The sequence below is a fragment of the Ectobacillus sp. OTK genome, assembly GCF_059698935.1.
The window spans coordinates 5,041,825-5,066,946 of the sequence record NZ_AP048547.1 but is presented as its reverse complement, the minus strand read 5'-3'; the positions used below and the strand labels follow the sequence as shown (position 1 = coordinate 5,066,946).

The following is a 25,122-nucleotide window of genomic DNA, read 5'->3' as shown; positions in this document are numbered from 1 at the left end:
TCACTTTTTGCCATTATTTTCTTACAAGGAGGGTAAATTTATACAATTATTCTACAAAATCTTATATGTCTTGACAGGTGTAAAAATTATGTTATCATAATGTTGGAATTATCAGAAAAATTATTATATTGTTCCTCTTAGCATTTTTACTTTGCAATTGAGAGCAACTTATAATATGATACGAACGTAGGTTCTATTTTGCGTGTGGTAAGAAATAGGGGGAATTTTCATGTATCCAGAGGTAATTAATAAGATGGCTTTTTCTAAAGAGCATAAAGATTTGCTGTTGAAGCTTTACAATAAAGAGATTACAAGACGTGAGTACGATCGTCTCGTGCAAATGCTTTATCGTCCATCGAAGGAAGAACGTACATATCAAGGATAAAAATAAAAGGGAGCTTACCTGAAAATCCAATGCAAGCGGGATTTTGGTCAGCTCCTTTTATTTTTGGAAAACTACAATTTCCTATCAAAAGGAATGAATAATTGATCTGGTTTGCAGTGATTGCTTCCATTGTGAATATATCGTCACTTTACCATAGTTAGTAAGGGATTCCTTCGAATGGATACATATTTCTACCCTGAAAATAAGCCGTATACAGTGATATGAACCTCATACTATGAGCAAAGCAATTTATTTTTATGTATCATGGTGCTCAACTTCTTTAACATGAGTGTCTCTGTTAAAGATTGTTATTAATTTTTGGTAAAAGGGTCTTCAAATGAACTCTTTTTATGTTAGAATCAAACCGCTTAAAACCATAAGGATATTTAAAGTTATATGCCATATAATCGAAGGAATAAGGCTTTGGGATTTAATCGTAATTCCTCCATAAAACATTCCTCCAAGAGAAAAAGCAATACAAATAGCCCAAGGAATTCCAAGTGAGTAATGTTGCAATCCAAATCCTAAACTTGTTATTATAACCGCCCATTTTTCACCTAACTGCTCTGAGAAGCGGCTTAAAAGAGTCCCTCTCCAAACCGCTTCTTCAAGCACTGCGTTTGTGATTGAAAATATAATAGCTAATAACCAGATTTCTTGGATAAAAGACCAGCCATTTTGAATAGCAAATGGCATTAAGGTAACGATATTGCTTGCTAATGCTATGAGGAGAAAGAATTGTACTTTTGTTTTGTGAAAACCTGACCAAATGAATGGAAAATAAATCAGCTCGTTCCATTTTGGCATTCCCCAATACCTTATAAATGGGGATTTAGAAAAGAAAGATAAAGCAAATAACGGAACCAAAATCAAAACCAATGAGAACCTGTTGAAAAAGATACGTAATTCTCTTGGCTGCATATTTACGGTCCAATGTGAGCTCGTATACAAATAAAGAAAGAAACCGATGCCAAATAATAGATTTGTAACAATAAATGATTTCATCAACTTATCAAAAGCAAAAAAAAGGAAAATAGTAACGAGTATCCATATGCTAATCAATAAGTAATTTTTCATTTGTAACAAAATAATAAGTGACACAAACAAACACAAGGAAACTACATTTCTAAGTAAGCTGTTATTTATAATGAGTCACCTCCTTAAACTTGCTTATTCTTTGACTATCAAATTTGAAATGAACTTGCACAGCTGCCCTTTTTTACCCTTACGAAGGAGATTCCTTCTTCATTGACAGTGCCCGAAATGAGTACCTATAATATATAGTACAATACTTAATCCCCTTTTGATTGGTTTAATTTTACATAATAGCCGTATATTCCCCAACAATCATAATCTCTCATTCATTTCTTGCTTTTCCAGAGCTAGAGTGTGAAATAAAAAATGGAAATGAATACATAACAGAATTATATACGAAGCAGGTGATTTGGTTATGAAGCAAAAAAAACATTCACGTGTTACGCTGCAGCAGGTAGCGGAGCATGCCGGCGTCTCTCGTGCGACTGCATCGCTTATTGTTCGCAACAGTCCCAATATTTCTGAAGCAACGCGTAAGAAGGTGCAGGAGTCTATGCGTGAGCTAGGGTATGTTTACGACCGCGTTGCTGCAAATTTACGATCACAAAGCTCCTCCACGGTTGGTCTGATTATTACCGATATTGCAAACCCGTTTTATTCAGAGCTGTTAATAGGTGTTCACCATGCTTTAGAAGAAGACGGATATACGGTTGTTTTAGGAACAACCTTTGATTTAGATACGAAGCAAGACCGCCTTCTCGAAACGATGCTGGAGCATCGAGTAGGCGGGGTCATTCTATGTCCGGTCTCCAACAGCTCAAAGGAAACCACTGATAAAATCAAGCAATGGAATATTCCGATTGTTCTTGCGGTTCGGGAATTGCCGGATCTGCATTGTGATTATGTTGGGATTGATTATGATACGGGAGCTCAAATGGCTGTCGAGCATCTTCTGCAGCAGGGGCATTCTCGCATCGCTTTTCTTGGAGGTCTCTCTCATTCCTTAGCCTGGGAGGCAAGAAAAAGAGGTTATTATCGTGCTTTACATGAAGCGGGCATTGAGCTTGATGAAACGCTTATCATTGGCAGTCCTGCTACGAGAGAAGGCGGCATGGATGCGATCCAGCAGGTGCTGCGTTACGAAAATCCGCCTACAGCTGTGTTTTGCTTTAATGATCTAGTTGCGTTTGGCGTGATGCAGGGCTTGAAAAATGCTGGATTAAGTCCGGGGAAGGATATAGCGGTAGTTGGATTTGATAATGTCCCTGAAGCAGAAATTTTTACTCCATCGCTTACGACGATTTCATCATTTCCGCGGCAGATCGGTTCTCATGCTGCCCATTTGCTGCACCAGCGTATCAAGGATATAGAAGGAGAACAACGAAAGATCATTTTAGAGCCTGAGCTGGTGGTTCGCGATTCCTCTCAAAAAACGTGAGGAGGAATAGGATCGATCCTTGCTGTCTAGCCTTTCAACCTGCGGAAGCGTCTCCGGCCGAATATGCAGAGGACGGTTCTTTTCATAAAGCAAACAGCCGGGCGCCTTGTAAACGCTCGGCTGTTTGAAGTTTTTTATTTGGACCTCGGTTCATACATATCCCAAGCTATCTTTAAGGAATCAACGATATAATCTGCGATTTCCTCAATCGCAAGATTATCCGTTCCGAGCTTAGAATGATGGGCTGAGTAGATGCCTTGACGTTTATAGAATAGCTGCTTAATCTCCTCAAGGGAAAGGCCTTGTAGAACAGGGCGGCTATCGATAATGATGTTTAAGCGCTCCTTCCAGGACTCCCAAGAGATATCAAGAAAGAAAACGATGCAGTGAGCTAAGCAGAATTCCCGGATTTCATCCTGCAGAAAGGCGCCGCCGCCTAATGAAATAATTTTCAGCTTCTGCTGGCAAATATCCTTAATCATATTTTTTTCTTTTTCTCGAAAGGCTTTTTCGCCAATACTATTAAATATTTCCCGAACGGGCATCTTAAACTCTCTCTCAATTTCCTTATCAATGTCGATAAAATCTCTATATAATTTCTTTGCCACGCGCTCTCCAATGGCAGTCTTTCCCACCCCCATAAAGCCGATAAAAACGATGCTTTTTTCTCTGAGGGATGTATGATCGTTTATCATTCGCAAGCACTCTTTCTTATATTTTTCTCAAGCTTAAAACCATTAAAATTATAATATACCTCGTTGGATTTGTAAAAAAAATTTTCAATTTTTAGGCAAATGTATGGAACAAATACGCACTGCAGATGCCGAGCAGCATGTAAAATACTGCAAATCCAATGTTCCACATTCCCATTCTATACGAATTTAGTCTTAACTGTTCAGATAGAATTGATACGGACAGATTAAACGGACTATACATGACCGTAGATAAACTGCAGGAGACGAGTACGATAGCTAAAGAGATCGAGGATATCTCCGGTAAAATCGGCTGCAGCAGTTGCACCAGCAACGTAATTGAAACTAAAGGATGAAAGCCGATCAGAGAAGTGACTAGGAAATATGCCCCAATGAGCAAATATAGAGAAAATAGATTTGCAGAAGCAAATTGAAAAGCAGACTGCACGAAGGCTAGATGTCCTGACAGTGACAGCATTTCGACAAATAAGCCCGCGCTTAAAAACATAAAAAAGTAATTCGATAACCCGTTTGTCCTCTCTTTCCAATGAGGGATTGTAATAAGGAAGTATCGTTTCGTTTTCCCGATGCTTACAGCCCAAATAATAGAAATAGGTACTAACGAAAGGACGACAGAGAATAGAAAGCCTGTTTCTAAAATATGCTGAATAGTGGAAACTACTACAATCAGTACGAGCAGCATTAGGAGCATTTCCCGAAGCTTTTTATAAACCTTTTTGAGTGATACATCCTCTGCTGCTTCCGCCGCTATGGGTGTATTTCGGTATTTGAAAAATGCAAGTGCATAGTCTGCAGCAATTGTAAGCAATGCAAGAGAAATCATAAATGGAAGCAGGTGATAGTAGCTAGTTTTGGTAACATCTAAAGATATACTTACCATTACCTCCATCGGACTCCATGTCAGACAGAGTGTATAAGCGCGCAATAGGTTTTGTGTATATTTTAAAAATTTTTGGAATATTTTAAATGAAACCTTATTGCAACTCTGTGAATTTTGTTATAAGATTATGAAAACGCTTTATTTCTTGTGTGCATCTAGTATACTCAGTTGGTTTTTTCGAGTACCAGAGGTTAGATTGGCTCTATTATTAGATCGATCTAATAAGCGGCTGTAGGCAGATAAGGCTTTCTTCCTAGAGCAGGACATGCAGTCTGTGCTTTGGGAGGCACGATACTGTAATCGATTTGTTTATTTAGAAGAGAAGGCCTACCCATGACTGATCTGCAATCGCTTAAGTCTGAATGAATTAACTATAAGTATTTATTAGATCGATCTAGTAAACTGCACAAAGCAATCATTCTTTTAATCCAAATGAAAGCAGCACGAAGGAAGCGGGTGATAGCGATTATACAAATAAAGCTGTGATAGGGACGAATATGATGATACTGCAAATTCCAGAGGGTAAAGAATCACGAGAAGAAAAGAACGTAAAGGCTGGGAGCATTACAATTTTTTCGTTGAGCGGCCTAGACTCCCATCATAGCCATCCTAGGTCAGAGGAGAAATGATACATAGAATACCTGCTGTGAGATGGCATTTTCATGCTTTTTATATAACCAGTACATTTATACAGAAACACAGCATTTGGTCGAAATTCGAGTCATTTTTTGGGCGTTTTATAGCATATGAAGGCCTCCAGTGTTAGGGCAGCCTCTTTCCCAGCTCTATTCATAACAAGTGTAAGTATGCAATGTTTTACCAAACTATTATTAAGGGGTGTATGTTATGAAAAAAATAGTTAGTGCTCTTTCTGCATCTTGCTTACTGTTGCTTGGTGCTTGTTCAGGAACGAGTGAAAAATCGTCGGCAGCCAACAGTGGTTCAAAATCTAAAGCAGTGAAGATTATGAAGCTATCGGTTGTTACTCCAAAGGATCGTTCCTTAACAAAGGGCTTGTACAAGTTTGAGGAGATTTTGGAAAAGGAAACAAAAGGCTCTATTGATGTACAAGTGTTTCCAGATGGACAGCTTGGAGGAGACCGCGTCGTATTTGAAGGCTTGAAAATGGGCTCTATTCAAGGAACGACTATGTCCAGCGGTCCAATTGCGTCATTTGCTAAGCGCTTTACTGCCTTAGATTTACCATATCTATTTAAGGATGAAGCAACAGCCTATAAAGTGTTAGACGGAGAGGTTGGAAAGGAATTACTTGGAGATTTGCCGGCAGTTGGCGTTATCGGCTTGAACTATTGGGAAAACGGATTCAGACATCTCACAAATAATGTAAGAGAAGTGAAGTCCGTTAGCGATATTAAAGGACTGAAAATTAGAACACTAGAGAACGAGCTTCATATTGATGTGTGGAAGGAGCTGGGTGCAACTCCAACTCCAATGGCTTACACTGAGTTATTTACGGCTTTGGAGCAAAAGGTTGTAGATGGTCAAGAAAATCCGGCTGGAAACGTAACGACTGGAAACTTCTTTGAGGTGCAAAAGTACCTGACAGCAACCGGACATATTTATAATGCCAGTGTGTTTATGGTGAGCAAGAAGTTCTGGGATACCCTTTCTAATGATGAAAAAGCAGCAGTGAAAAAAGCAGCTGATGAGGCAAAAGACTATCAACGCAAGCTAAATCAAGAAGAAAGTATGGAAGCCTTGAAGACATTGAAGGAAAAAGGTATGACAATTACTGAATTGGGCGATGAACAGAAAGAGAAGTTTGCAGAGAAGCTAAAGCCTATTTATGACAAATATGCCCCTAAAATTGGAGAAGATCTAGTTGAAAAATTAGTAGATGCAGCAAAATAAGTAGAAATGTAAATAGATTTAAGGAGGCTGATCCTCCTTAAATTTTTCTTGTGCGTTAAAAAATGATAGATTTCCAGCTGGGAAGCTTTAAAAAGCATCAGTGCAACTAGTCCGTTGCCAGCCTTCCCAAGGCCTAGCGTTAGTTCGGTAAACGTCTTTTATGTAAAAGGGGGAGCGTGCCTATGAATCGAGTGTTTAAATTACTCAATAAATTTACAAGCGCTGTCATTGCTATTTGTTTAGCGGCTATGGCGATTCTAGTATTTGGAAATGTTGTGTTGCGTTATGCGTTTAGCTCCGGTATTACGTGGTCTGAAGAGGTTGCGCGGTTTCTCTTTATTTGGATGACGTTCCTAGGAGCAATTGGTGCGCTAAGTGATAACAATCATTTAGGTGTGGATATGCTTATAAAGAAGCTGCCATTGCAAGCAAAACGAGTTGCCTTTGTAGTAAGTAATATCATTGTTCTGTATATTTTGTGGCTTGTTCTTGATGGAAGCTGGAAGCTCACGTTAAGCAGCACGGAGAGTACGGCTCCTGCAACTGGAATGCCTTTATCCTATATTTACATTGTTGGCGTTATTATGAGTATCGGTATGGGACTTATTGTTATATCTAATATTTACCGCGTATTATTCCAAAAGGATGCAGTGGAAGAGCTTACAAAAATGAAAGAATCTGAAGAAGAAATTATGAATGAGTTTCACGAGACGGAGCATGCGAAGGTTGGAGGGGGAAGATAGATGTCTTTAGGTATATTTGTTGGTTCACTTCTTGCCGTTATGGCTCTTGGAATGCCGATTGCTTTAGCACTTTTAGTAAGCGGTCTTGCTTTAATGCTGTATATGGATGTGTTTGATAGCCAAATTATTGCGCAAAACTTAATTAACGGGGCCGATAGCTTTCCGATGATGGCTGTTCCTTTCTTTATCCTTGCAGGGGAGCTAATGAATGCTGGCGGAATTTCCTCGCGCATTATTAACTTTGCCATGTCCACCGTGGGACATATTCGCGGCGGCTTAGGGTATGTAGCAATTATAGCCAGCGTTTTGTTTGCCGGATTATCAGGGTCTGCAGTTGCGGATACAGCAGCTTTAGGCGCTATTTTAATTCCGATGATGGTAAAAGCGGGATATGATAAAAATCGTTCCGCTGGTTTAATTGCAGCAGGAGGAATTATCGCTCCTATTATCCCGCCAAGCATTCCCATGATTATTTTTGGGGTAACAAGCGGTGTTTCGATTAGCAAATTGTTCACAGCGGGAATTGTTCCTGGCATTTTGATTGCTGTCGGCCTAACTATTGCTTGGACGATTGTAGTGCGCAAGGAGAAGGTTGAGGTGTTTCCTCGCAGATCATTGAAAGAAATACTAACAGCTACAAGGCAAGCAATCTGGGCATTGCTTTTGCCGGCCATCATTATTGGGGGGCTTCGCGGCGGGGTCTTCACTCCGACAGAGGCAGCGGTAGTAGCAGCATTTTATGCATTATTCGTCGGAATGGTTGTCTATCGGGAATTGAAGATTAAAGATTTATACAAGGTACTCATCATTTCTGCAAAAACAACAAGTATTGTCATGTTCCTTGTAGCAGCAGCAATGGTGTCTGCTTGGATGATCTCAATTGCTAATATTCCAGCAGCTGTGACGGATCTGCTTCAACCATTTATGGGCAATCAAATTGTTCTCTTACTAGCTATTAATCTATTAGTTCTCATTGTTGGTACAGCAATGGATTTAACTCCGACCGTTTTAATCCTGACTCCGGTTTTAATGCCAATTATTACACAGGCTGGGATTGATCCTGTCTACTTTGGAATTTTGTTCATTTTGAATAACTGTATCGGACTCTTAACACCTCCTGTTGGTACGGTATTAAACGTAGCCTCGGGAGTTGCAAAAATCGGCATGGAAGATATTATGAAGGGGGTATGGCCGTTCTTGCTCGTGGAAGTGCTTGTGCTCATTCTACTAATCTTGTTCCCTTCTATCGTAACCGGCCCGTTGGCATGGCTCCACTAAATTGTGATATCATCAGCAGCCCCTGTTTTTTGTGACAGGGGTTTTTTTGCGTACGAAGTTAAGCAGCATCTGATAAATACAGAATACTCTATACATGATATATGAAGGTATGCCATAATGAATGTAAAAAATGATGCCGCATGCATCTAAAGCTATGAGGGTGAATCATGAAAAACAGATGGTTTGGTGAGGAAAAGCTTCCGTATGTATGTACGCCTTTAACGGGCAGGAGTACAGATGAGCTGATTGATGAGCTAACAAGTATTGTGTTGAAAAAGCCAGATGTGATTGAGTGGCGCGCTGATTTTTATACTAATATCGCTGAGTTTGACCAAGTTTTGGCGACAGCTCAGGTGATTTATGAAAACAGCAATGGTATTCCGATTCTGTTTACAATCCGTTCTGATAGAGAGGGCGGGGAGCAAATCTCTTTATCAGAAGAAGCAAGAGTCGAGCTTATTGGCGAGTTATGCAAAAGCCATTTTATAGATATGGTCGACTATGAACTCTCGAATGAGCCAAGCAACATTCAGCGCGTTCGTGAGGTTTCTAGAGAGTACGGGAAGGCTCTTGTATTGTCCTATCATAATTTCGCATGTACGCCTAAGAAGCCGGAGATTTTAAAGCAAATTCTTTTGGCAGAGTTTTACGGCGCTGATGTGGCAAAGGCATCCGTTATGCCTTTGGACAAACAGGATGTACTCACTTTATTAGAGGTGACAAGAGAGGCAGCAGACATGCTAACCATTCCCGTTCTCACCATTTCGATGGGTGAACTCGGATGTATGAGCAGGGTAATGGGCTGGATGTACGGCTCAGTTATGACCTTTGCAGTTGGTGCAAGCAGCTCAGCGCCTGGACAGATTCCAATCGAGGATTTACGACATATGATTGGGATGGCACAGCGATTTATGGGAGTAAAGAAATAGATAAACATGTATACTTTGAAAAAAAATAAGTCAGCTTGGACATGCGAGATGTTTCAAGCTGGCTTATTTTTTCTGCTCTGAAAGCTCGGCTTCTGCTTATTAAATTGCTGGCTATGGGACCGTGTCCCTTTTTCCTACTGTTTTTTCACACGAGTAGGAAGAGGTAAGGGGAATAATGGAAGATTGATTTCCGGTTTCACCGCCGGTCCTGCTACAAGGCGTCCAAATGGTACGAATGTAAACAGTACAATGCTTCCAACCGATAATGCTGTCGTGCAAGCAAATAAAAGCAAGGCGTATACAATGGAGTTTGTCGGAATCGCAAACGATGCAAGCAGGCGTACGCATATATGCAGGAAGAAGAAGTGCCCTAAGTATGCCCCGTACGTAAAGCGCCCAATAAAACGCAGCAGCTTGTATACAAATGTTCTGCTATTTACAATTGTCATAGATAGTGCATATAGCAGCATAATTTCCGAAATGATGTAAAGGAACATCGAAGGCTTCAGATATGTTGATGCCTGCAAGTGAATGTCCCGTATCCCATCAAAGGAAAGCAGCTCATAGCCCACCTTTAGGAACAAGGCGATAAAAAGAAATGTATTAAGTGGAATATGCTTAATAATAAATCTGCGCCATTTCGGTAACGTTGCCGCTGCTATACCACCGAAGGCAAAGTAAAATGAATAAAATAAAAACGACCGGTCTGTATATTGCAGCAAAATTGAGTTTGTTAAGCGCTCTCCGTTAAAAATATAGTTTGAGGATACCCACATTAATAAAAAGTATGCGAGTGCAAGAATGCCAATTAATTTATACAAGCCGATTGTAGAGTGTATCCTGCGGCTGAACCAGTGAAAGAGAACAAATAAAACAGGGAACAGCAGATGAATTTGGAACATCATCACAACATACCAGAGGTGAGGAGCTGCACTTCCTGTTAAAATCGCTTTTATTGCCTCTGAAGGCGCACCGCTTGATAAAAATGGCATGCTCTGCGTTGTAATTAAGTAGATGGCTGACCAAATCATATAGGGCACGATAAGTTCTGATACTTTTTCCAAAATATAATGCTGATAGCGAACCTGCTTTTCATGATAATAAAAGAGCGTAAAGCCTACGATAAAAATAAAGGCAGGAGCTGAGAATTTTGCAAAGTTAAAGAACATCCCGATCATAATCGCTTGCTCCAAAGCAATGTTTGGCTGGTTGATTGTATAGGTAAGCGTGCTTTGAAGAACAACCGCAAGAAAGGCAAGGCTTTGCAAAATTTTTAGCTCCGGTACTTCTTTTTTACAAGAAACACGCGTTGTCATAAAAAATCATCTCCTATTCTATACTACAGATTATAGTACGGTTGCTTACTAGAAAACATGGCGAGTTTGTGAAATATTTAACATGTTTTTAGAAAAAAAGAATGACATGAAGATGAGGAATATTCTGCAGGAGAATAAAGCGTTTTCCTTTTAGGGGCTAGGATAAAAAATTATAAAGAAAAAGTATTCACCATTTCAGACAGGCATTCATCTAATATAGTAGGAGGTGATAAGGATGGTATATTATAAAAAGCATCTCGAGTATTTAATGGTTCCGCTCGGTTTGTATGTAGGATGCTACTCGTCACCTTGTCCCCCTAAATCGCCTGAGCCTTGCTGTTGTTGTAAGAGCTGTTGTTGTAAGAGCTGTTGGTGCAAGGACTGTTGTTGTGAGAGCTGTTGTTGTAAGAACTGCTGTTGTGAATCTTGCAAGTGTCAGAAGCAAGCTGGCTAAGGAAGGAGAAGGGAACGAGGCTGTTCCCCTCATATAAAAAGTCGATTGTCAAATGACGATCGACTTCTTTACTTTTCAAAAAGGTTTAAATTTCCAGATGGGAGCTCGTTCGATGTAGTAGGAAATTTTAAAGTGCAACTACGCCTCTGTCTTCGCCTAACGGCTAGTTTTCTTTATAAACGTGCATCATTCCAAAAATTTACCTCCATATGATAATCTGGGCTGTAAGGAAGCAGCTCATAGCCGTTTTTGCGTAAAAAAGCGATGATGTTAGGTAATGCTTTGACGGTTACAGCAGAGTCATGCATTAAAATAACTTCTACATTATGTTTGCTTTGATTGATCACATTTTTGACTAAGGAAGAGGAGGTTTGCGTTTGCTTCCAATCATCCGTGTCAATGGTCCAATCCCATAGCTTGAAATGGGAGCTGGCAAGGGCGTCGCGGTATGGCTGCTTTAAGTAGGGTCTGCTTCCGTATGGGACGCGTACTAAATTTGTCTGTACGCCAGTTACAGCAGCAACAATGTCCTTTGTTTCCTTCATCTCTGTAAGTAAAATTTCAGGGTCGCCGTTGTATAATTTTCCAGCGTTATGTGACATGCTATGTAGGCCGAGATAGTGACCATGTTGCAGTATCAGATGCATTGTCTGTGGGTAGCGGGATACTTGCCTGCCGATGACGAAGAAGGTTGCTTTTGCATTTTCTTTTTTTAATATACTTAAAATGTGAGGTGTATATTGGTTTGGGCCGTCATCAAAGGTTAAGTAGGCGACCTTTTTGGGATAATGAAGCTCTGCATTGACGCATTCCTTTACGAAGCGCGATTGCTTTTGTGAGAGCGATTTAGGCGACAAGCTTGACTGGCGTTCTCGGTGAGTATGAACGGGTGAAGCAAACGAAAAATGATACGCTCTAACAGATGTTGAGAAGCAAAAAAGCGAGATAACCGTGCTCACACAAAGAAGGTAAATGAGCAGAAGTTGTTTTCTCATAGTGTTCATCACCTTGCATAGGATGGAGTTATATTGTTATTGTATTCGAATAAATTTCTCCTAAACGGAACAGATTATGGAAACAAGAAAAGCGGATGCAGATGTAGATTTAGATAACAAAAAAACGCCGTTCCCTTTCGGGAATGGCGTTTACATATCCTGGTAGCGCGATTGCTGACGCGTCTTCATTTTCTTATAGAATGATAAAAGCGGTTTGTATCGTTCATGCACAATTCCAATAATTTCTGCTACGATCTCCATGAGTAAAATCAAGCCGAATAGAATGATGATCGATACCCATACGGTTGCGCTTTTAAACAAGACAGCAATTAAGCTAAAGAAAATGCCAAATGCATAAATGAGCAAGACTGTTTTGCGATGGGAGAAGCCCATTGCAAGCAAGCGATGATGCAAATGTGATTTATCTGGCGCAGAAATCGGCTTTTTGTTGACGATTCTGCGAATAATAGCAAATGTAGTATCAAAAATCGGTACACCCAAGATAATAATGGGAACGATAAAGCTGAACATCGTTACGCTCTTGTACAAGCCTAATAATGAAAGCACCGCAATGCAATATCCTAAAAATAATGCACCTGTATCGCCCATGAAAATTTTTGCCGGATGAAAGTTATAAAACAAAAATCCGAGCGTACTTGCCAATGCAATAATAGCAAGTGTGAAAATCATAGCTCTTCCGTCTAAAAAGCCCATGACAGCAATCGTTGCCAATGCGATGGAAGAGATGCCGCCGGATAAGCCGTCTAGTCCGTCAATGAGATTAATAGCGTTTGTAATAGCGACAATCCAAATCACTGTAACTGGATATGCCCACATGCCAAGCTCATATTTGCCAAGAAGCGGAATGGTAAGATGGTCAATTGTAAGTCCGCTTTTTACAATGAGAACGGCCGCAGCAATCTGGCCGATCAGCTTAAGCTTTGGCGATAATTCATATACATCATCTAACATTCCGATGCCGACAATAATGATGGCACCTACGATGATCGTTGTCATTCGTTGATGATACAATCCGCTTGCAAAATATCCTGCTGCAACCCCGATAAAAATCGCTAATCCTCCAAGGCGAGGCATAATTCGCTGATGCACTTTGCGGGCATTCGGTTTGTCAATCGCACCGATTTTAAAAGCCAGCTTCATAACAACAGGGGTTGCGATCACTGCTGTGATCAGGGATATTACAAACGCAAAAATAATTTGCGAGTTCACTCATACCCCACCCTTAAGTATAGTTTTCAAATGGTTTTCACAAAACTATTTACAGGCTACCAATATATACGTTCCTCAACTCATAACATATCGTATCACAAAAAACCTAGAATTCAATCTTTTTTTCTTGTAAATTTCGTTACCTATTTGTAACAATGCAAGAATATACAGGAGGGATTTTTTTACAGAAGAGAAATTTTTATTTTCCATAATACCCGAGGCTTCGACAGTTATAGGCATGAAAAGGATGAATATGGTATAATTATAACAGATTGGAATATGATTAATTCTTGTACTTGAATAGATTTATATAAAGCTTGACAGGAGGGATATATCTTGAAAAGAATTCGTAAAGCTATTATTCCTGCAGCGGGTCTTGGTACGCGTTTTTTACCTGCAACGAAGGCAATGCCAAAGGAGATGCTGCCGATCGTCGAGAAGCCGACTATTCAGTATATTGTGGAAGAGGCAATTGATTCCGGTATTGAAGATATTATTATCGTAACAGGAAAAGGAAAACGGGCAATTGAAGACCATTTCGATCATGCATTCGAGCTGGAGCAAAACCTGTTGGAAAAGGGAAAGTATGATTTGCTCGAAAAGGTGCAGGCCTCCTCAAGGCTGGCAAATATCCACTATATCCGCCAAAAGGAGCCGAAGGGACTCGGGCATGCGGTTTGGTGCGCTCGGAATTTCATCGGTAACGAGCCGTTTGCGATTTTGCTCGGCGATGACATTGTACAGTCGGAGAAGCCATGTCTGCGCCAGCTTATGGACGAATACGACCGAACCTTTTCCTCTGTGATTGGCGTTATGCAGGTAGACGAAGATGAAACGCATCGCTATGGCGTCATTGACCCAATCGAGCAAACAGGACGCCGTTATCAGGTTCGCAAATTTGTTGAAAAGCCGAGTCCGGGAACAGCGCCTTCTAATTTGGCGATTATCGGCCGCTATATTCTAACGCCGGAAATCTTCTTGTTTCTGGATCGCCAGCAAATTGGCGCTGGCGGCGAGATTCAATTAACAGATGCGATTGAAAGCTTAAATGGCATCCAGCGCGTATTTGCCTATGAGTTTGAAGGAAGACGCTACGATGTTGGGGAGAAGCTTGGCTTTGTAGAAACAACTCTCGAATTTGCTTTGCAAAATGATGAACTGAGACGTCCGCTCCTAGATTTTATGAAGAGCAAGCTGAAGGAGCACGAGAAATCAAGCGAGATATTTTGAGAACTCATTTAGAATACGTTTCTTGTTTTCAAAACGATACAGGATTTATAACGTCCAGCCTAGCTGTTTGGGAGCTTGGATGATTTTTCAGAAAACATTCAGCTAGGCCGCGGAATTTTTTTGTATAATAAACGGTATATAGTAGAATTTGGAGGGGAACAGATGATTTTAGTGGTCGGAGGCGCTGGTTATATCGGCAGCCATACAGTAAAGCAGCTATTAGATAAAGGACATGAGGTTGTTGTACTTGATAATCTCTCAACGGGGCATCTAGAAAGTATTGATACAAGAGCGGCGTTCGTCGAAGGAGATTTAAGCAGCCCTGCAGATTTAGACCATGTATTTGGAACATATCCTATTGAAGCGGTGATGCACTTTGCAGCAAGCAGTCTTGTCGGGGAATCAGTCAGCAATCCGTTAAAATATTATAAAAATAACGTTGCCGCAACCCTAACGCTGCTTGAAAAGATGATGGAATATCAAGTGGACAAGTTCATTTTTTCTTCTACTGCAGCTACATACGGTATACCTGAAACAAATATCATTAATGAGTCAAATCCAACGAACCCGATTAATCCATATGGCCGTTCAAAGCTTATGATTGAACATATTCTGCAAAACTTCTATGATGCATACGGTATGAAGCATGTGATTCTTCGTTATTTTAATGCAGCAGGCGCGCATGAGGCAGGAGAAATTGGTGAGGATCACAGTCCGGAAACGCATTTAATTCCGCTTGTGCTTCAGCATTTATTAGGGAAGCGCGAAACAATTTCTGTCTTTGGAACAGACTATCCTACGCCGGATGGAACATGTATCCGTGATTATATTCACGTGACAGATCTGGCAGAAGCTCATATCCTAGCGCTGGAAAGCCTGCGCAATGGATCAAAAACAAATGAAATTTACAATTTAGGCAATGGAACAGGCTTCTCTGTGAAGGAAGTTATTGAGGTGTGTGAGAAGGTAACGGACAAACAGGCAAACGTTGTGTATACAGACCGTCGTCCTGGCGACCCTGCACAGCTTGTTGCATCATCAGAGAAAATTTATAAGGAGCTTGGTTGGAAGGCAAAGTATTCTCTTAAGGAAATGATTGAAACGGCATGGAGATGGCATCAATCTCATCCGGATGGATACGGACAATAATATAGGTGAAGGTTCATACTCCCTTTTTAGGGAGTATTTTTTTATTTTTCACTGTATTTTCTCTTTTGCTCATTAGAATGCAAATTGTAGACAGGCTACCTTATCGAAAAGGAGGTGAAGAGATGAAAAAAGGAAAATGGTTACTTTGGGCGTTTTTGGCGGCTGTAGTTGTTTTCGCGGCCCGCAGCATCGTTCAGCAGTTTGGCGGATTGGGCATGCAAGGTGCGGCTGCAAGCTTTCGAGGTATAGCTTCAAATATGCAAGGTGCAATTCCGAGCCTTCAAGGCTTCGTTCCCAATGTACAAGGATGGTTCCAAAGTCTTCAAGGCTTCGTTCCCAATGTACAGGGATGGCTCTCAAGCCTTCAGGGCTTCGTTCCTCATGTACAAGGAGGACTATTGCATCTGCAGGGTATGATCCCGGATGTTCAAGGCTGGATTTCAAATATGCCAGCAAAAGAATGGATGCAGCATGCTTTTGATGGTTTCCGCCAGATGAGAGGGCACGAGGATGGATATATGTGGCGTTTAAGCATAGGTTCCTTCCTTGTACAAGCTAGCCTTTTTGTAATCGGCTGGGTGATATGGAAGCTTTCAACGGGCAGTAAACTCTGCAGATGGCTAGGCGCTGTGTTGATGGTGTGGGGCGCCGCGCTTTTAATGTCGAAGATCCTGCTTGTTCCGTTTATCCTTGCGGTCGCTTATTTTACTTACAAAATTGCAAGAAACGGACAAGCTGCATCTGCTCCTTTTGCCGCAGATGCATCCAGCTTCGGTTCACATACACTTGATTACTTAGATGAATGGGAAAAACAGAATGTTTAAATGAAGGAGTGACAAATAAGATGGGTATTTTTAAACGATTGAAAAGAATTACACTTGCAGATGTGCATGGTGTACTAGATAAGGCGGAGGATCCGATTAGCATGGTGAAGCAGTATATCCGTGAAATGGAGGAGCAGCTTGTAAAGGCGCAGCAGGCTTTAGCCCGGCAAGCAGGTTTGGAAAAGAGATGCGAGGCTCTTGTAGCTCAGGCGCAGGATGTTGTAGAAAAGCGTCTCCGTCAAGCAAATCTAGCAGTAGAGCGCAATGAGGACGAGATTGCGAAGCTGGCGCTGCAGGATAAAATTGTGAACGAGCGCAGGCTGTCAGCGTATAAGCAGCAATATGAAGCTGCTCAGGCGCAAACCGCTGATTTGCAAATCAGGGTGAATGACCTGCAGGAAAAGTATGAAGAACTAAAGCTGAAGCAGCAGGAGCTAGTCTCCCGAGTGCATGCAGCACAAGCGGTACAAGCAGTTCAAACAACCGTTTCTTCCTTTGGCGCTGACAATGCGGTGCGAGGCTTTTCAAGAATGGAGGAGCGTATATGGGCGCTGGAGGCCGAAGCGAAGGCAAGCCAGACTTTGGAGGCGCCGCTTCAGCCGAGCACGAATGTTCTCCTGCAGGCTGAGGCAGAACGAGAATTGGAACAATTAAAAGCAGCGAAGCATGCAGCTGTTTAACTGAAGAAACTTTGCTTTCCCCCTATTCCCTATAGAAAATTTCATCCCTCTTGCAAAAGAGGGATTTTTTATGCAAGGCAATGTTTTTTAGAAGGTGTTTTTTGGAGGATCACTCTGACATTGAACTGTCCCTCGCCACGAGCAAACCGGTCCGATTCAGCTTTTCTTACGTATGTTAAAAAAACGTAAAATATTTTCTGTTTTGTTGTACTAGAAGTCGCTTCCTTATACTCTAGAAGTAGAGAAGAACAAGCAAAACGGGAAGACGTAATGGGATACAGTAAGGAAAATAAGCTCCTTTAGAGAGGTGTAGGATGGACATTACAGTTGTAGGAACAGGGTATGTTGGTCTCGTGACGGGAGTCGGATTGGCGGCAATTGGACATCGCGTTACCTGTCTGGATATTGATGAAGAGAAGATGGAGCGGCTGCAAGGCGGCGAGGTGCCAATTTACGAACCCGGTCTGGCTGAATTGATGCGGGAAAGCATGATGAAGGGGCGTCTTACCTTTACAACGAATGTACAGAAGGCGTATGAGAGGGGAGAAGTTGTTTTTATTGCGGTGGGAACGCCGCCAAATCCGGACGGATCCGCCAATTTAACATATATTACGCAAGTATGCGCTCATATAGGGATGTATGCCTCTAAGGATACGATCGTAGTGACGAAAAGCACCGTTCCTGTTGGGACAAATGATTATATAAAGGAAACCATCGAGCGGCATTTACGCTCTGATGTGTCGATTAGCGTTGCTTCTAATCCTGAATTTTTGCGGGAAGGCTCAGGCGTGCATGACTTTTTTCAGGGAGACCGCATTGTAATTGGAACAGCTGATGAGCAAACGGCAAGCGTGCTTGAGGAGTTGTTCAAGCCGCTTGCAATTCCTGTTTTTAAAACGGATATTCGCAGTGCGGAGATGATTAAATACGCCTCTAATGCCTTTTTGGCAACGAAAATCAGCTTTATCAATGAGATTTCGAATATCTGTGAGAAGCTTCATGCCGACATTGAGGATGTAGCGGCTGGAATGGGGCTTGATAAGCGGATCGGAAGTCAATTTCTGAAGGCAGGCATCGGCTACGGCGGATCCTGTTTTCCAAAGGATACAGATGCACTCGTCCAAATTGCGGGCAACGTGAAGCATGATTTTCAGCTTCTGAAAGCAGTGATCGAAGTAAATAATAAGCAGCAGGCTTCGCTTGTTCAGAGGGCGAAACAGGTGATGGATTTAAAAGGAAAGAGGGCAGCTTTGCTTGGCTTGGCATTTAAGCCCAATACAGATGATATGAGAGAAGCACCTTCACTTGTGATTATTGACCAATTGCTTGCAGAAGGAGCATATGTTGTTGCATATGATCCACAAGCTAAGGAGAATGCAAAGCGCCTTTTGCCGCATATTCAATATGCTGGTAGTATCGATGAGGCAATTGCAGAAGCAGATGTTGTATTTCTTGTGACAGAATGGGATGAGATAAAGCAGTATCCGCTGGAGCGCTATGAGGAGCTTATGAGACAGCCTGTTGTATTTGACGGTCGAAATTGCTTTGAACTGGAGAGGGTCAGGCAGCATGCGATGGATTATTATTCAATTGGACGTGTGCCGGTGCTTCGCAGGCAAATTTCGGTGTAAGAGATGTAGAAGCAACAAAGCCTGTATCTGCTGCAGGCGGTGCTAGATAACAATCCAAGGGTTAAACTTATTTCGTAAAAAAGGAGCAGCGCAAAGCGCTGCTCCTTTTCTTTTACGAAGCCTATTTTTAAGCTGGAAACTCTATTTTATTCATAGAGGAATTTGTAAATTCGTGAGAGCAAGTATGTGCTTTTTTATATTAATACGAAGAAGGGAGCATAATTCAGAACGTTTGAAGAAAAATAATGATACGCATTTTTGTAAAAGTAGGTGTGACGATGCTTTCATTTTCTATATATGCGGAGGCATTTCTTCTCTGCTTTCTTATCGCTTTTTTTGCGACTCCTTTCGTGATTTGGCTTTCCTGCCGCTTTGGGATTGTAGATAAGCCGAATGAGCGAAAGGTGCATACGCGTGCGATGCCGCGCATAGGGGGCTTGGCTATTTTGGCAGGTGCTGCAGCAGGACTGTTGTTTTTACCCATATCGTTTCCCGGATTTTCCGGTATTGTGCTGGGTTCCATTATTATTATTGCGACAGGACTGCTTGATGATATATACGCGCTTCCTGCTTTATATAAGCTAGTTGGACAAATGGCCGCTGCGGTCGTACCGATTGCATCCGGCATTTCGATCAATAAATTTATGCTTCCGTTTTATGGGGAAATTAATTTAGATGTAACAAGCTATATTATTACATTCCTTTGGATTATTCTTGTTACAAACTCCATTAATCTTATTGACGGTCTCGACGGCCTAGCTGTCGGTGTGTCCACGATCGCACTTACTATTATGCTGTCCATTGCAATTGCGCAGCAGCAGTATTTCCTTATTGGCTATATCGTCATTTTAGTTGCCAGCAACTTAGGCTTTCTTGTATTTAATTTTCACCCTGCTAAAATTTTTATGGGGGATGTGGGATCGCTTTTTTTGGGATATTCTGTTTCGCTCATTTCCATTGTGGGCTTCTTTAAAGGGATTGCCCTAACAAGCGTGCTCGTTCCAATTATTATTTTAGCTATTCCGCTGTCAGATACGTTCTTTGCTGTTATTCGGCGTTTGTTAAACCGCCAAAATATTATGGCTCCTGATAAGTTTCATCTTCATCATTGTTTGATGCGGCTAGGCTACAGCCATCGGACGAGCGTGTTAATTTTGTATGGAGCAGGTGCCCTGTCAGGCGTGTTTGCATTCTTTTTTCCATATGATAATTACCGTTCCGCCGTTGTGCTATTTATTGTCTTTTTAGTACTGGTGGAGCTATTTGCTGAAGTTGTCGGGCTCATTGGAAAACGAAGGCAGCCAGTGCTTAGCCTGCTGCGAAAGCTTGTGATGAAGCTGTATTGAAAATGCTGCTGTGACATTTTCTAAAGAAACCCGCCGATTGGCGAGCCTTTAGGCGAAGACAGAGGAGTAACTGTACTTTCCTGCTACGTCGAATTAGCTTCTGGCTGGGAATTTATACTTTGCTAAAGTATAAATGAAAAAGCTTGGGATCTGTGTCCCAAGCTTTCTTATTGATCCGACTCTGATTCATTTGAAGAGCTGCTTGTTGGCAGGTCAAGTATTTCCCAAAGCCTGTCGTGTATTTTCTGTTGGCTTTCTTCTCTTGGAATGTAATAATAAATCCCTTCAATATAGTCATCATCACCTTCAAGCTGAAGCGTTTCAATGCTGGATGCTTTAAATCCAGAGAATTTCTGATACAGAGCCAGGCCGTCGGAAACTGGAATATCTGTTTTGACGTATTTTCCGATAATTTCAGCAATGTCGTCCACCTTCGTCACGATGGAAGGAGAATTAAGTTTCTCAACGAGAGCCCCTAATACTTGCCGCTGCCGCTGTGCGCGGCCAAAATCGCCCATTGGATCATGCTTTCTCATTCTTACGTAGGCGAGAGCTTCTTCTCCGTTTAAGTGCTGTGATCCTTTATGGAAGGTGATCCCTTTTCTTGGGTTTAAATCGGACCCCTCTGTGAAATCAAATGGAACGTCTACTGTGACACCATTTACGGCGTCAACAATTTCTTTAAAGCCTTCAAAGCCGATTTCGATATAATGGTCAACCGGAACGTTTAAAAAATCCTCCACGGTTTCCATTGTCATATCTATACCGCCATATGCATGGGCAGCGTTAATTTTATCGAGCTTATTACGCCCTGCAATGTTAACGCGTGTATCACGCGGAATGCTCAATATTGTGACCTGCTTTGTTTTTGGGTTGATGGTAGCAAAGATAATCGAGTCGGTTCTTCCATTTTGTCCACCCGACGCATAATCTTCAACACCTGTTAACAGGATAGTGAACGGTTTTTTGGTGATCTCCGCATTCTCTGTCCGAAGCTTTGATTTCTCCCGTTTTGTCCCGCTATAAATATTAGCTAAGGATAAGAACGAGTGAAGGGAGGAATAAGCGCCGTATCCGATTCCGCTAATGATAAGAAGCAGCACAACCACCACGAGGATGCGCCGCCTTCTCCGTTTCACCCTTCTTCGCTCTTGTATATATTGATGACGATCTTTCATAAGGCAACTCCTTTAAGCTTAGATTGAAGCAGCCGAAACATCTTGCTCCAGGTACAGCATTTCTCCTTCAGCAATTATGCAGCGGCCATTTGTTAGTTCTATCGCCCATTCCCGGAATGCTTCCTTTTCTCCTTCCTCTACGTAAGCATCAAAGGTAACATCTTCCAAGTAGTGAATATCCTTGATTGTATATCGAGACTGGCGCAATTCATTTTCTACCTTCCCAAGCAGCGTATAATCTACCTTTGTCTTCATTACCCGCATCAGCTTTCGCTCAACGATACCGGCATGATTCAAGCCTTCACTTGTGCTTTTGCTGTAAGCGCGTATTAAGCCGCCCGCTCCGAGCTTAATGCCGCCGAAGTAACGAGTGACGACAACAACGGTATCCTTTAGCTTTCGCTTTTTTAATACCTCTAGCATTGGTACACCAGCTGTACCGCTTGGCTCACCGTCATCGTTCGCTTTTTGAATTTGATCGTGCTCGCCGATTAAATAAGCGGAGCAGTTGTGGGTAGCGTCCCAATGTTTCTTTTTTATATCTTGAATAAAGCGCTGTGCTTCCTCTTCGGCAGCAGCACGGCTTACATAACAAATAAAGCGGGATTTCTCTATAATAATTTCATGCTCTCCGTACCCTTTAACAGTGAAGTATTGTGCTAACAATGGTATACGCTCCTATTCATTAAAATTACCTATAAACTTTATTCTAAAAGGGAACTTTTTGAGTTTCAAACATTTTCTCATTTTTTGTCAGTCGAATAAGGTAAAAATATAGATGTATTCTATATTTTTTGTTGAAATTTGTGAAATAAATCATTATAACTCCATACCTTTTTATTACCAGTGAGGGATGCGCCTTTTTTTATTTTCGTGTACAATATACGGACTGAAGGAAAATTCATTTTAAAGGATGGTAGCAAGATGAGAACGGCGATTGTGACGGACAGCACGGCATACATACCGGAAGAAATAAGGCGGCAGATGGATATTCATATGATTCCTCTGAATGTTATTTTTGGCGATGCTTCTTATCAGGAGGAGCTGGAATTGACAGCTGACCAATTTTATATAAAGGTGAATGAGCAGGAGGCGCTTCCGAAAACCTCACAGCCTGCGATCGGTTTATTTGTCGAGTTGTTTGAGAGTTTATCGCGCGAATATGATGCTATTATTAGCATTCATTTATCAAGCGGAATTAGCGGAACGTATCAAACAGCTACAGCAGCGAGCCAAATGGTGGAGGGAGCGCGCATCTATACATACGATTCGGAAATTAGCTGCGCTATCCAGGCGTTCTATGTACTTGAAGCGGCGCGAATGGCAGCGGCAGGAAAAGCGCCGGAGGAAATTTTGCAGCGTATGGACGAGATTAAGCAATCAGCTGATGCTCTTTTTGTTGTGGATGATTTAAACCATCTGCAGCGGGGAGGACGCTTAAGCAGCGCACAAGCCTTCATCGGAAGCCTGCTTCAGGTCAAACCGGTGCTGCACTTCGAAAACAAGGTAATCGTCCCGCTCGAAAAGATCCGCACACGCAAAAAAGCGCTAAAGCGTGTTGTAGAATTATTTGACGAAGATGCACGTCAAGGCGTACCTATGGAGGCCGTTGTGATTCATGCCAAACGAGAGGAAGAGGCACAGGAGCTTGCACAGCAGCTGAGGGAGGCATATCCGCATGTTGAGGTCGGTGTGAGCTATTTTGGCGCTGTAATTGGCACGCATTTAGGTGAGGGTACAATCGGTTTAGGCTGGTATAAAAAGTGATACTGCTGTACGTATTCAATTTATAAATGTGATAAGAAGACTCCTTCCTTCGGCTGAAGGGGTGAGCCGCAGGAAGGACAAAGTCTGCTTTTTTATGCTTTTTGTAAGAGCTTGTTCATTTTGGATATAATTTATAATACATTGATACTTACTTTTTATAAGAAGCTATTTTATAATGAAATGGAGGTGAAGGGCATATGGAACACAATTCAGCATTATGTCCAAAATTTGAGTCTGCCTTTACGCTTCTTAGTAAGAAATGGACGGGCTTAATTATCCAATCGCTGCTGGCGGGACCGAAGCGCTTTCGTGAAATAGCGGATATCATTCCGAATATGAGTGACCGGATGCTGTCGGAGAGATTAAAGGAGCTGGAAAGCGAAGAGATTGTCGTGCGCACGGTATACCCGGAGGTTCCGGTACGTATTGAGTACGCATTATCCGAAAAAGGAACAGCGCTTGAGGCGGTTATGCGGGAAGTGCAAAAGTGGGCAGAGCAATGGGTGTAAGGGAAACATGTAAAGGCGTAACAAAATGTAAACATTTTGTTACGCCTTTTTTGTGTTTTTACAAAAATTAGGCTGTGTTTAGGATCCCTCTAGGGAGGTTTTTTACGACAAATTGTAACAAACATATACTGGGAATTTATAAGGGTTTGTCGAGAAAAGCTTGCTATGTAAGCGTTTTTCATCATAGATTGACAAGGTTAGGAGCGATACTTCATGATTCTACAATCTGCGTGTTACATTTATTTTACAAGTTTGTAACAAAGACAAATTTTATTGGTAAATATGGTATAAATTTATTTGGGAAAGGGAAGGTGTGAATATTATGAACAATTGGAAAGCTGTATCTTGCGCTATTGCCGCAGGATTTATGATATTTACGACAACAGCTCCGGCAGCAGTACAAGCTGAGGACACGGTTCAAGTAGAGTCAAGTGAGAGAGCAAAGCAGATTCAAGAGTATCAAAAGCAAATCAGTGATATGAAGAAAGAAATTGAAAAGTACGAGCAAGACCGCATTGCGAACGAACAAAAGCAGGCGGAAACACAAAAGAATTTAACAGAAACGCAGCAGTTAATTGCGCAAAAGAATGCAGAAATTGCAGAGTTGGAAAAGAAGATTCAGCAGCGTCAGTACGTGATTAAAAAGCGCCTTGTTGCACTTCAATCCCAGCAAAAAGCAAACCTTGTAACAGACGTTCTTGTGGATGCAGAAAGCTTTACGGATCTGCTTGACCGCATCAGCTCTGTAAGCTTGATTTTCCAATCGGACAAGGATATTTTAGCAGCACAGCAGCGTGATACGGAAGCGCTAAAGGCAGCGCGTGAGCTTGTTTTACAAAAAGAGCAGGAGTTGCGTGAGTTTGCCGCTTATTTGGAAAAGGTAAGTGCGGAAATCGCGGCAGCCCGTCAAGCGAAGCAAGGGGCTATTGATGAGCTTGAAGGGAAAATACAAGCGCTCGTTCAAGAAGATTTAAATGAGAGAGCAAGAAAAGAACTAGAAAAAGCAGCAATGTTTGCGCAGCGTATGTCTGATGAAACATCCATGACTACATCAGCAGCGCCAACTGCAACAGCATCAAATGCAGCAGCATCAAAGCCAGCGCAGGCTAAACCAGCTCCGGCAGCACCAGCTCCAGCGTCAGGCGGTGTTGTGGCTCGTGCACAGCAATATCTTGGTGTTCCTTATGTATTCGGCGGTGCATCTCCAAGCGGATTTGACTGCAGCGGATTTATCTCTTATATATATGGGAAAGCACGTACAAACGTAAGCGGCTACTGGGGTTCTGTATCTCACATTAGCCGTGACCAATTACAGCCAGGAGACCTTGTATTCTTCCAAAATACATATAAAGTGGGTCCATCTCATATCGGTATTTACGTTGGAAATAACACAATGATTCATGCAAGCGATAGTGGTATTGCATATTCTAATCTTAGCAGCGGCTACAATCAATCACACCTCCTAGGGTACGGCAGATTTTAAAAATAAACAGGCTTTCCAATGAAACGATCAATATGAAGCCGATAACTTGCTATTTTC

23 protein-coding genes are annotated in these 25,122 nt (G+C 41.8%); 15 read left to right on the top strand and 8 right to left on the bottom strand.

Features of this window, described 5'->3' with window-relative positions:
- The first annotated feature begins 229 nt into the window (after nucleotides 1-229).
- Nucleotides 230-385 carry a hypothetical protein gene (locus AC6HZ4_RS25180; RefSeq protein ID WP_497492604.1) on the top strand — a complete coding sequence of 52 codons (156 nt, stop codon included), beginning with the start codon at nucleotides 230-232 and terminating at the stop codon, nucleotides 383-385.
- A gap of 348 nt (nucleotides 386-733) precedes the next feature.
- On the opposite strand, the gene AC6HZ4_RS25175 is transcribed toward AC6HZ4_RS25180, so the two are convergent.
- Nucleotides 734-1,306, bottom strand: a complete 573-nt coding sequence (locus AC6HZ4_RS25175) for a CPBP family intramembrane glutamic endopeptidase (protein WP_497492603.1) — start codon at nucleotides 1,304-1,306, stop codon at nucleotides 734-736.
- Nucleotides 1,307-1,835: 529 nt separating this feature from the next.
- Between AC6HZ4_RS25175 and AC6HZ4_RS25170 the strand changes: the two genes are divergently transcribed.
- Nucleotides 1,836-2,858: a LacI family DNA-binding transcriptional regulator gene (locus tag AC6HZ4_RS25170; protein WP_497492602.1), complete on the top strand. Its 1,023-nt coding sequence runs from the start codon at nucleotides 1,836-1,838 to the stop codon at nucleotides 2,856-2,858.
- 134 nt (nucleotides 2,859-2,992) lie between these two features.
- Here the strand turns inward: AC6HZ4_RS25170 and AC6HZ4_RS25165 are convergent, their stop codons facing one another.
- Both AC6HZ4_RS25165 and AC6HZ4_RS25160 read right to left on the bottom strand, forming a co-directional pair.
- Entirely contained in the window at nucleotides 2,993-3,553 is a 561-nt protein-coding gene (locus AC6HZ4_RS25165) for a shikimate kinase (protein WP_497492601.1), read from the bottom strand.
- Between the two features lie 91 nt (nucleotides 3,554-3,644).
- Complete coding sequence (locus tag AC6HZ4_RS25160) at nucleotides 3,645-4,460, bottom strand: hypothetical protein (RefSeq protein ID WP_497492600.1); 816 nt, start codon at nucleotides 4,458-4,460, stop codon at nucleotides 3,645-3,647.
- A gap of 837 nt (nucleotides 4,461-5,297) precedes the next feature.
- Between AC6HZ4_RS25160 and AC6HZ4_RS25155 the strand changes: the two genes are divergently transcribed.
- From AC6HZ4_RS25155 to aroD, 4 genes are all read left to right on the top strand, one after another.
- On the top strand, nucleotides 5,298-6,323 hold the full coding sequence (locus AC6HZ4_RS25155) for a TRAP transporter substrate-binding protein (RefSeq protein WP_497492599.1): 1,026 nt from the start codon (nucleotides 5,298-5,300) through the stop codon (nucleotides 6,321-6,323).
- A gap of 182 nt (nucleotides 6,324-6,505) precedes the next feature.
- On the top strand, nucleotides 6,506-7,066 hold the full coding sequence (locus AC6HZ4_RS25150) for a TRAP transporter small permease (protein ID WP_497492598.1): 561 nt from the start codon (nucleotides 6,506-6,508) through the stop codon (nucleotides 7,064-7,066).
- Nucleotides 7,067-8,344 (top strand): TRAP transporter large permease, encoded by a 1,278-nt coding sequence (locus tag AC6HZ4_RS25145; protein ID WP_497492597.1) that lies wholly within the window; start codon nucleotides 7,067-7,069, stop codon nucleotides 8,342-8,344.
- A gap of 167 nt (nucleotides 8,345-8,511) precedes the next feature.
- Nucleotides 8,512-9,273, top strand: a complete 762-nt coding sequence (gene aroD / locus AC6HZ4_RS25140; protein ID WP_497492596.1) for a type I 3-dehydroquinate dehydratase — start codon at nucleotides 8,512-8,514, stop codon at nucleotides 9,271-9,273.
- Nucleotides 9,274-9,407: 134 nt separating this feature from the next.
- Here aroD and AC6HZ4_RS25135 read toward each other — a convergent pair whose 3' ends face one another.
- The 3 genes from AC6HZ4_RS25135 to AC6HZ4_RS25125 all read right to left on the bottom strand — a co-directional run bounded on the left by AC6HZ4_RS25135 (nucleotide 9,408) and on the right by AC6HZ4_RS25125 (nucleotide 13,268).
- Complete coding sequence (locus AC6HZ4_RS25135; protein WP_497492595.1) at nucleotides 9,408-10,589, bottom strand: acyltransferase; 1,182 nt, start codon at nucleotides 10,587-10,589, stop codon at nucleotides 9,408-9,410.
- A gap of 627 nt (nucleotides 10,590-11,216) precedes the next feature.
- Nucleotides 11,217-12,038 carry a polysaccharide deacetylase family protein gene (locus AC6HZ4_RS25130; protein WP_497492594.1) on the bottom strand — a complete coding sequence of 274 codons (822 nt, stop codon included), beginning with the start codon at nucleotides 12,036-12,038 and terminating at the stop codon, nucleotides 11,217-11,219.
- Between the two features lie 150 nt (nucleotides 12,039-12,188).
- The gene (locus tag AC6HZ4_RS25125; protein WP_497492593.1) at nucleotides 12,189-13,268 is read right to left on the bottom strand and encodes a glycosyltransferase family 4 protein; all 1,080 of its coding nucleotides are present in this window, start codon (nucleotides 13,266-13,268) and stop codon (nucleotides 12,189-12,191) included.
- Nucleotides 13,269-13,604: 336 nt separating this feature from the next.
- Between AC6HZ4_RS25125 and galU the strand changes: the two genes are divergently transcribed.
- The 6 genes from galU (at nucleotide 13,605) to AC6HZ4_RS25095 (ending at nucleotide 20,128) form a co-directional block, all read left to right on the top strand.
- Nucleotides 13,605-14,498, top strand: a complete 894-nt coding sequence (gene galU, locus AC6HZ4_RS25120) for a UTP--glucose-1-phosphate uridylyltransferase GalU (protein WP_497492592.1) — start codon at nucleotides 13,605-13,607, stop codon at nucleotides 14,496-14,498.
- A gap of 162 nt (nucleotides 14,499-14,660) precedes the next feature.
- Nucleotides 14,661-15,647, top strand: coding sequence for a UDP-glucose 4-epimerase GalE (gene galE / locus AC6HZ4_RS25115; protein WP_497492591.1), 987 nt, complete (start codon nucleotides 14,661-14,663; stop codon nucleotides 15,645-15,647).
- A 122-nt stretch (nucleotides 15,648-15,769) separates the two neighbouring features.
- Complete coding sequence (locus AC6HZ4_RS25110; RefSeq protein ID WP_497492589.1) at nucleotides 15,770-16,471, top strand: hypothetical protein; 702 nt, start codon at nucleotides 15,770-15,772, stop codon at nucleotides 16,469-16,471.
- A gap of 20 nt (nucleotides 16,472-16,491) precedes the next feature.
- Complete coding sequence (locus AC6HZ4_RS25105) at nucleotides 16,492-17,151, top strand: PspA/IM30 family protein (RefSeq protein WP_497492587.1); 660 nt, start codon at nucleotides 16,492-16,494, stop codon at nucleotides 17,149-17,151.
- 314 nt (nucleotides 17,152-17,465) lie between these two features.
- Nucleotides 17,466-18,782: a UDP-glucose dehydrogenase family protein gene (locus AC6HZ4_RS25100; protein WP_497492586.1), complete on the top strand. Its 1,317-nt coding sequence runs from the start codon at nucleotides 17,466-17,468 to the stop codon at nucleotides 18,780-18,782.
- Between the two features lie 245 nt (nucleotides 18,783-19,027).
- On the top strand, nucleotides 19,028-20,128 hold the full coding sequence (locus tag AC6HZ4_RS25095) for a glycosyltransferase family 4 protein (protein ID WP_497492584.1): 1,101 nt from the start codon (nucleotides 19,028-19,030) through the stop codon (nucleotides 20,126-20,128).
- A gap of 167 nt (nucleotides 20,129-20,295) precedes the next feature.
- Here the strand turns inward: AC6HZ4_RS25095 and AC6HZ4_RS25090 are convergent, their stop codons facing one another.
- A complete protein-coding gene (locus AC6HZ4_RS25090) occupies nucleotides 20,296-21,306 on the bottom strand; it encodes an LCP family protein (protein WP_497492583.1) in 1,011 nt (336 codons plus the stop codon).
- Between the two features lie 18 nt (nucleotides 21,307-21,324).
- Nucleotides 21,325-21,972, bottom strand: a complete 648-nt coding sequence (locus AC6HZ4_RS25085; protein ID WP_497492582.1) for a YigZ family protein — start codon at nucleotides 21,970-21,972, stop codon at nucleotides 21,325-21,327.
- A 258-nt stretch (nucleotides 21,973-22,230) separates the two neighbouring features.
- Between AC6HZ4_RS25085 and AC6HZ4_RS25080 the strand changes: the two genes are divergently transcribed.
- From AC6HZ4_RS25080 to AC6HZ4_RS25070, 3 genes are all read left to right on the top strand, one after another.
- A complete protein-coding gene (locus AC6HZ4_RS25080) occupies nucleotides 22,231-23,073 on the top strand; it encodes a DegV family protein (RefSeq protein ID WP_497492581.1) in 843 nt (280 codons plus the stop codon).
- 197 nt (nucleotides 23,074-23,270) lie between these two features.
- Nucleotides 23,271-23,582 carry a winged helix-turn-helix transcriptional regulator gene (locus tag AC6HZ4_RS25075; protein ID WP_497492580.1) on the top strand — a complete coding sequence of 104 codons (312 nt, stop codon included), beginning with the start codon at nucleotides 23,271-23,273 and terminating at the stop codon, nucleotides 23,580-23,582.
- 322 nt (nucleotides 23,583-23,904) lie between these two features.
- Nucleotides 23,905-25,065: a C40 family peptidase gene (locus AC6HZ4_RS25070; protein ID WP_497492578.1), complete on the top strand. Its 1,161-nt coding sequence runs from the start codon at nucleotides 23,905-23,907 to the stop codon at nucleotides 25,063-25,065.
- Nucleotides 25,066-25,122: the final 57 nt, after the last annotated feature.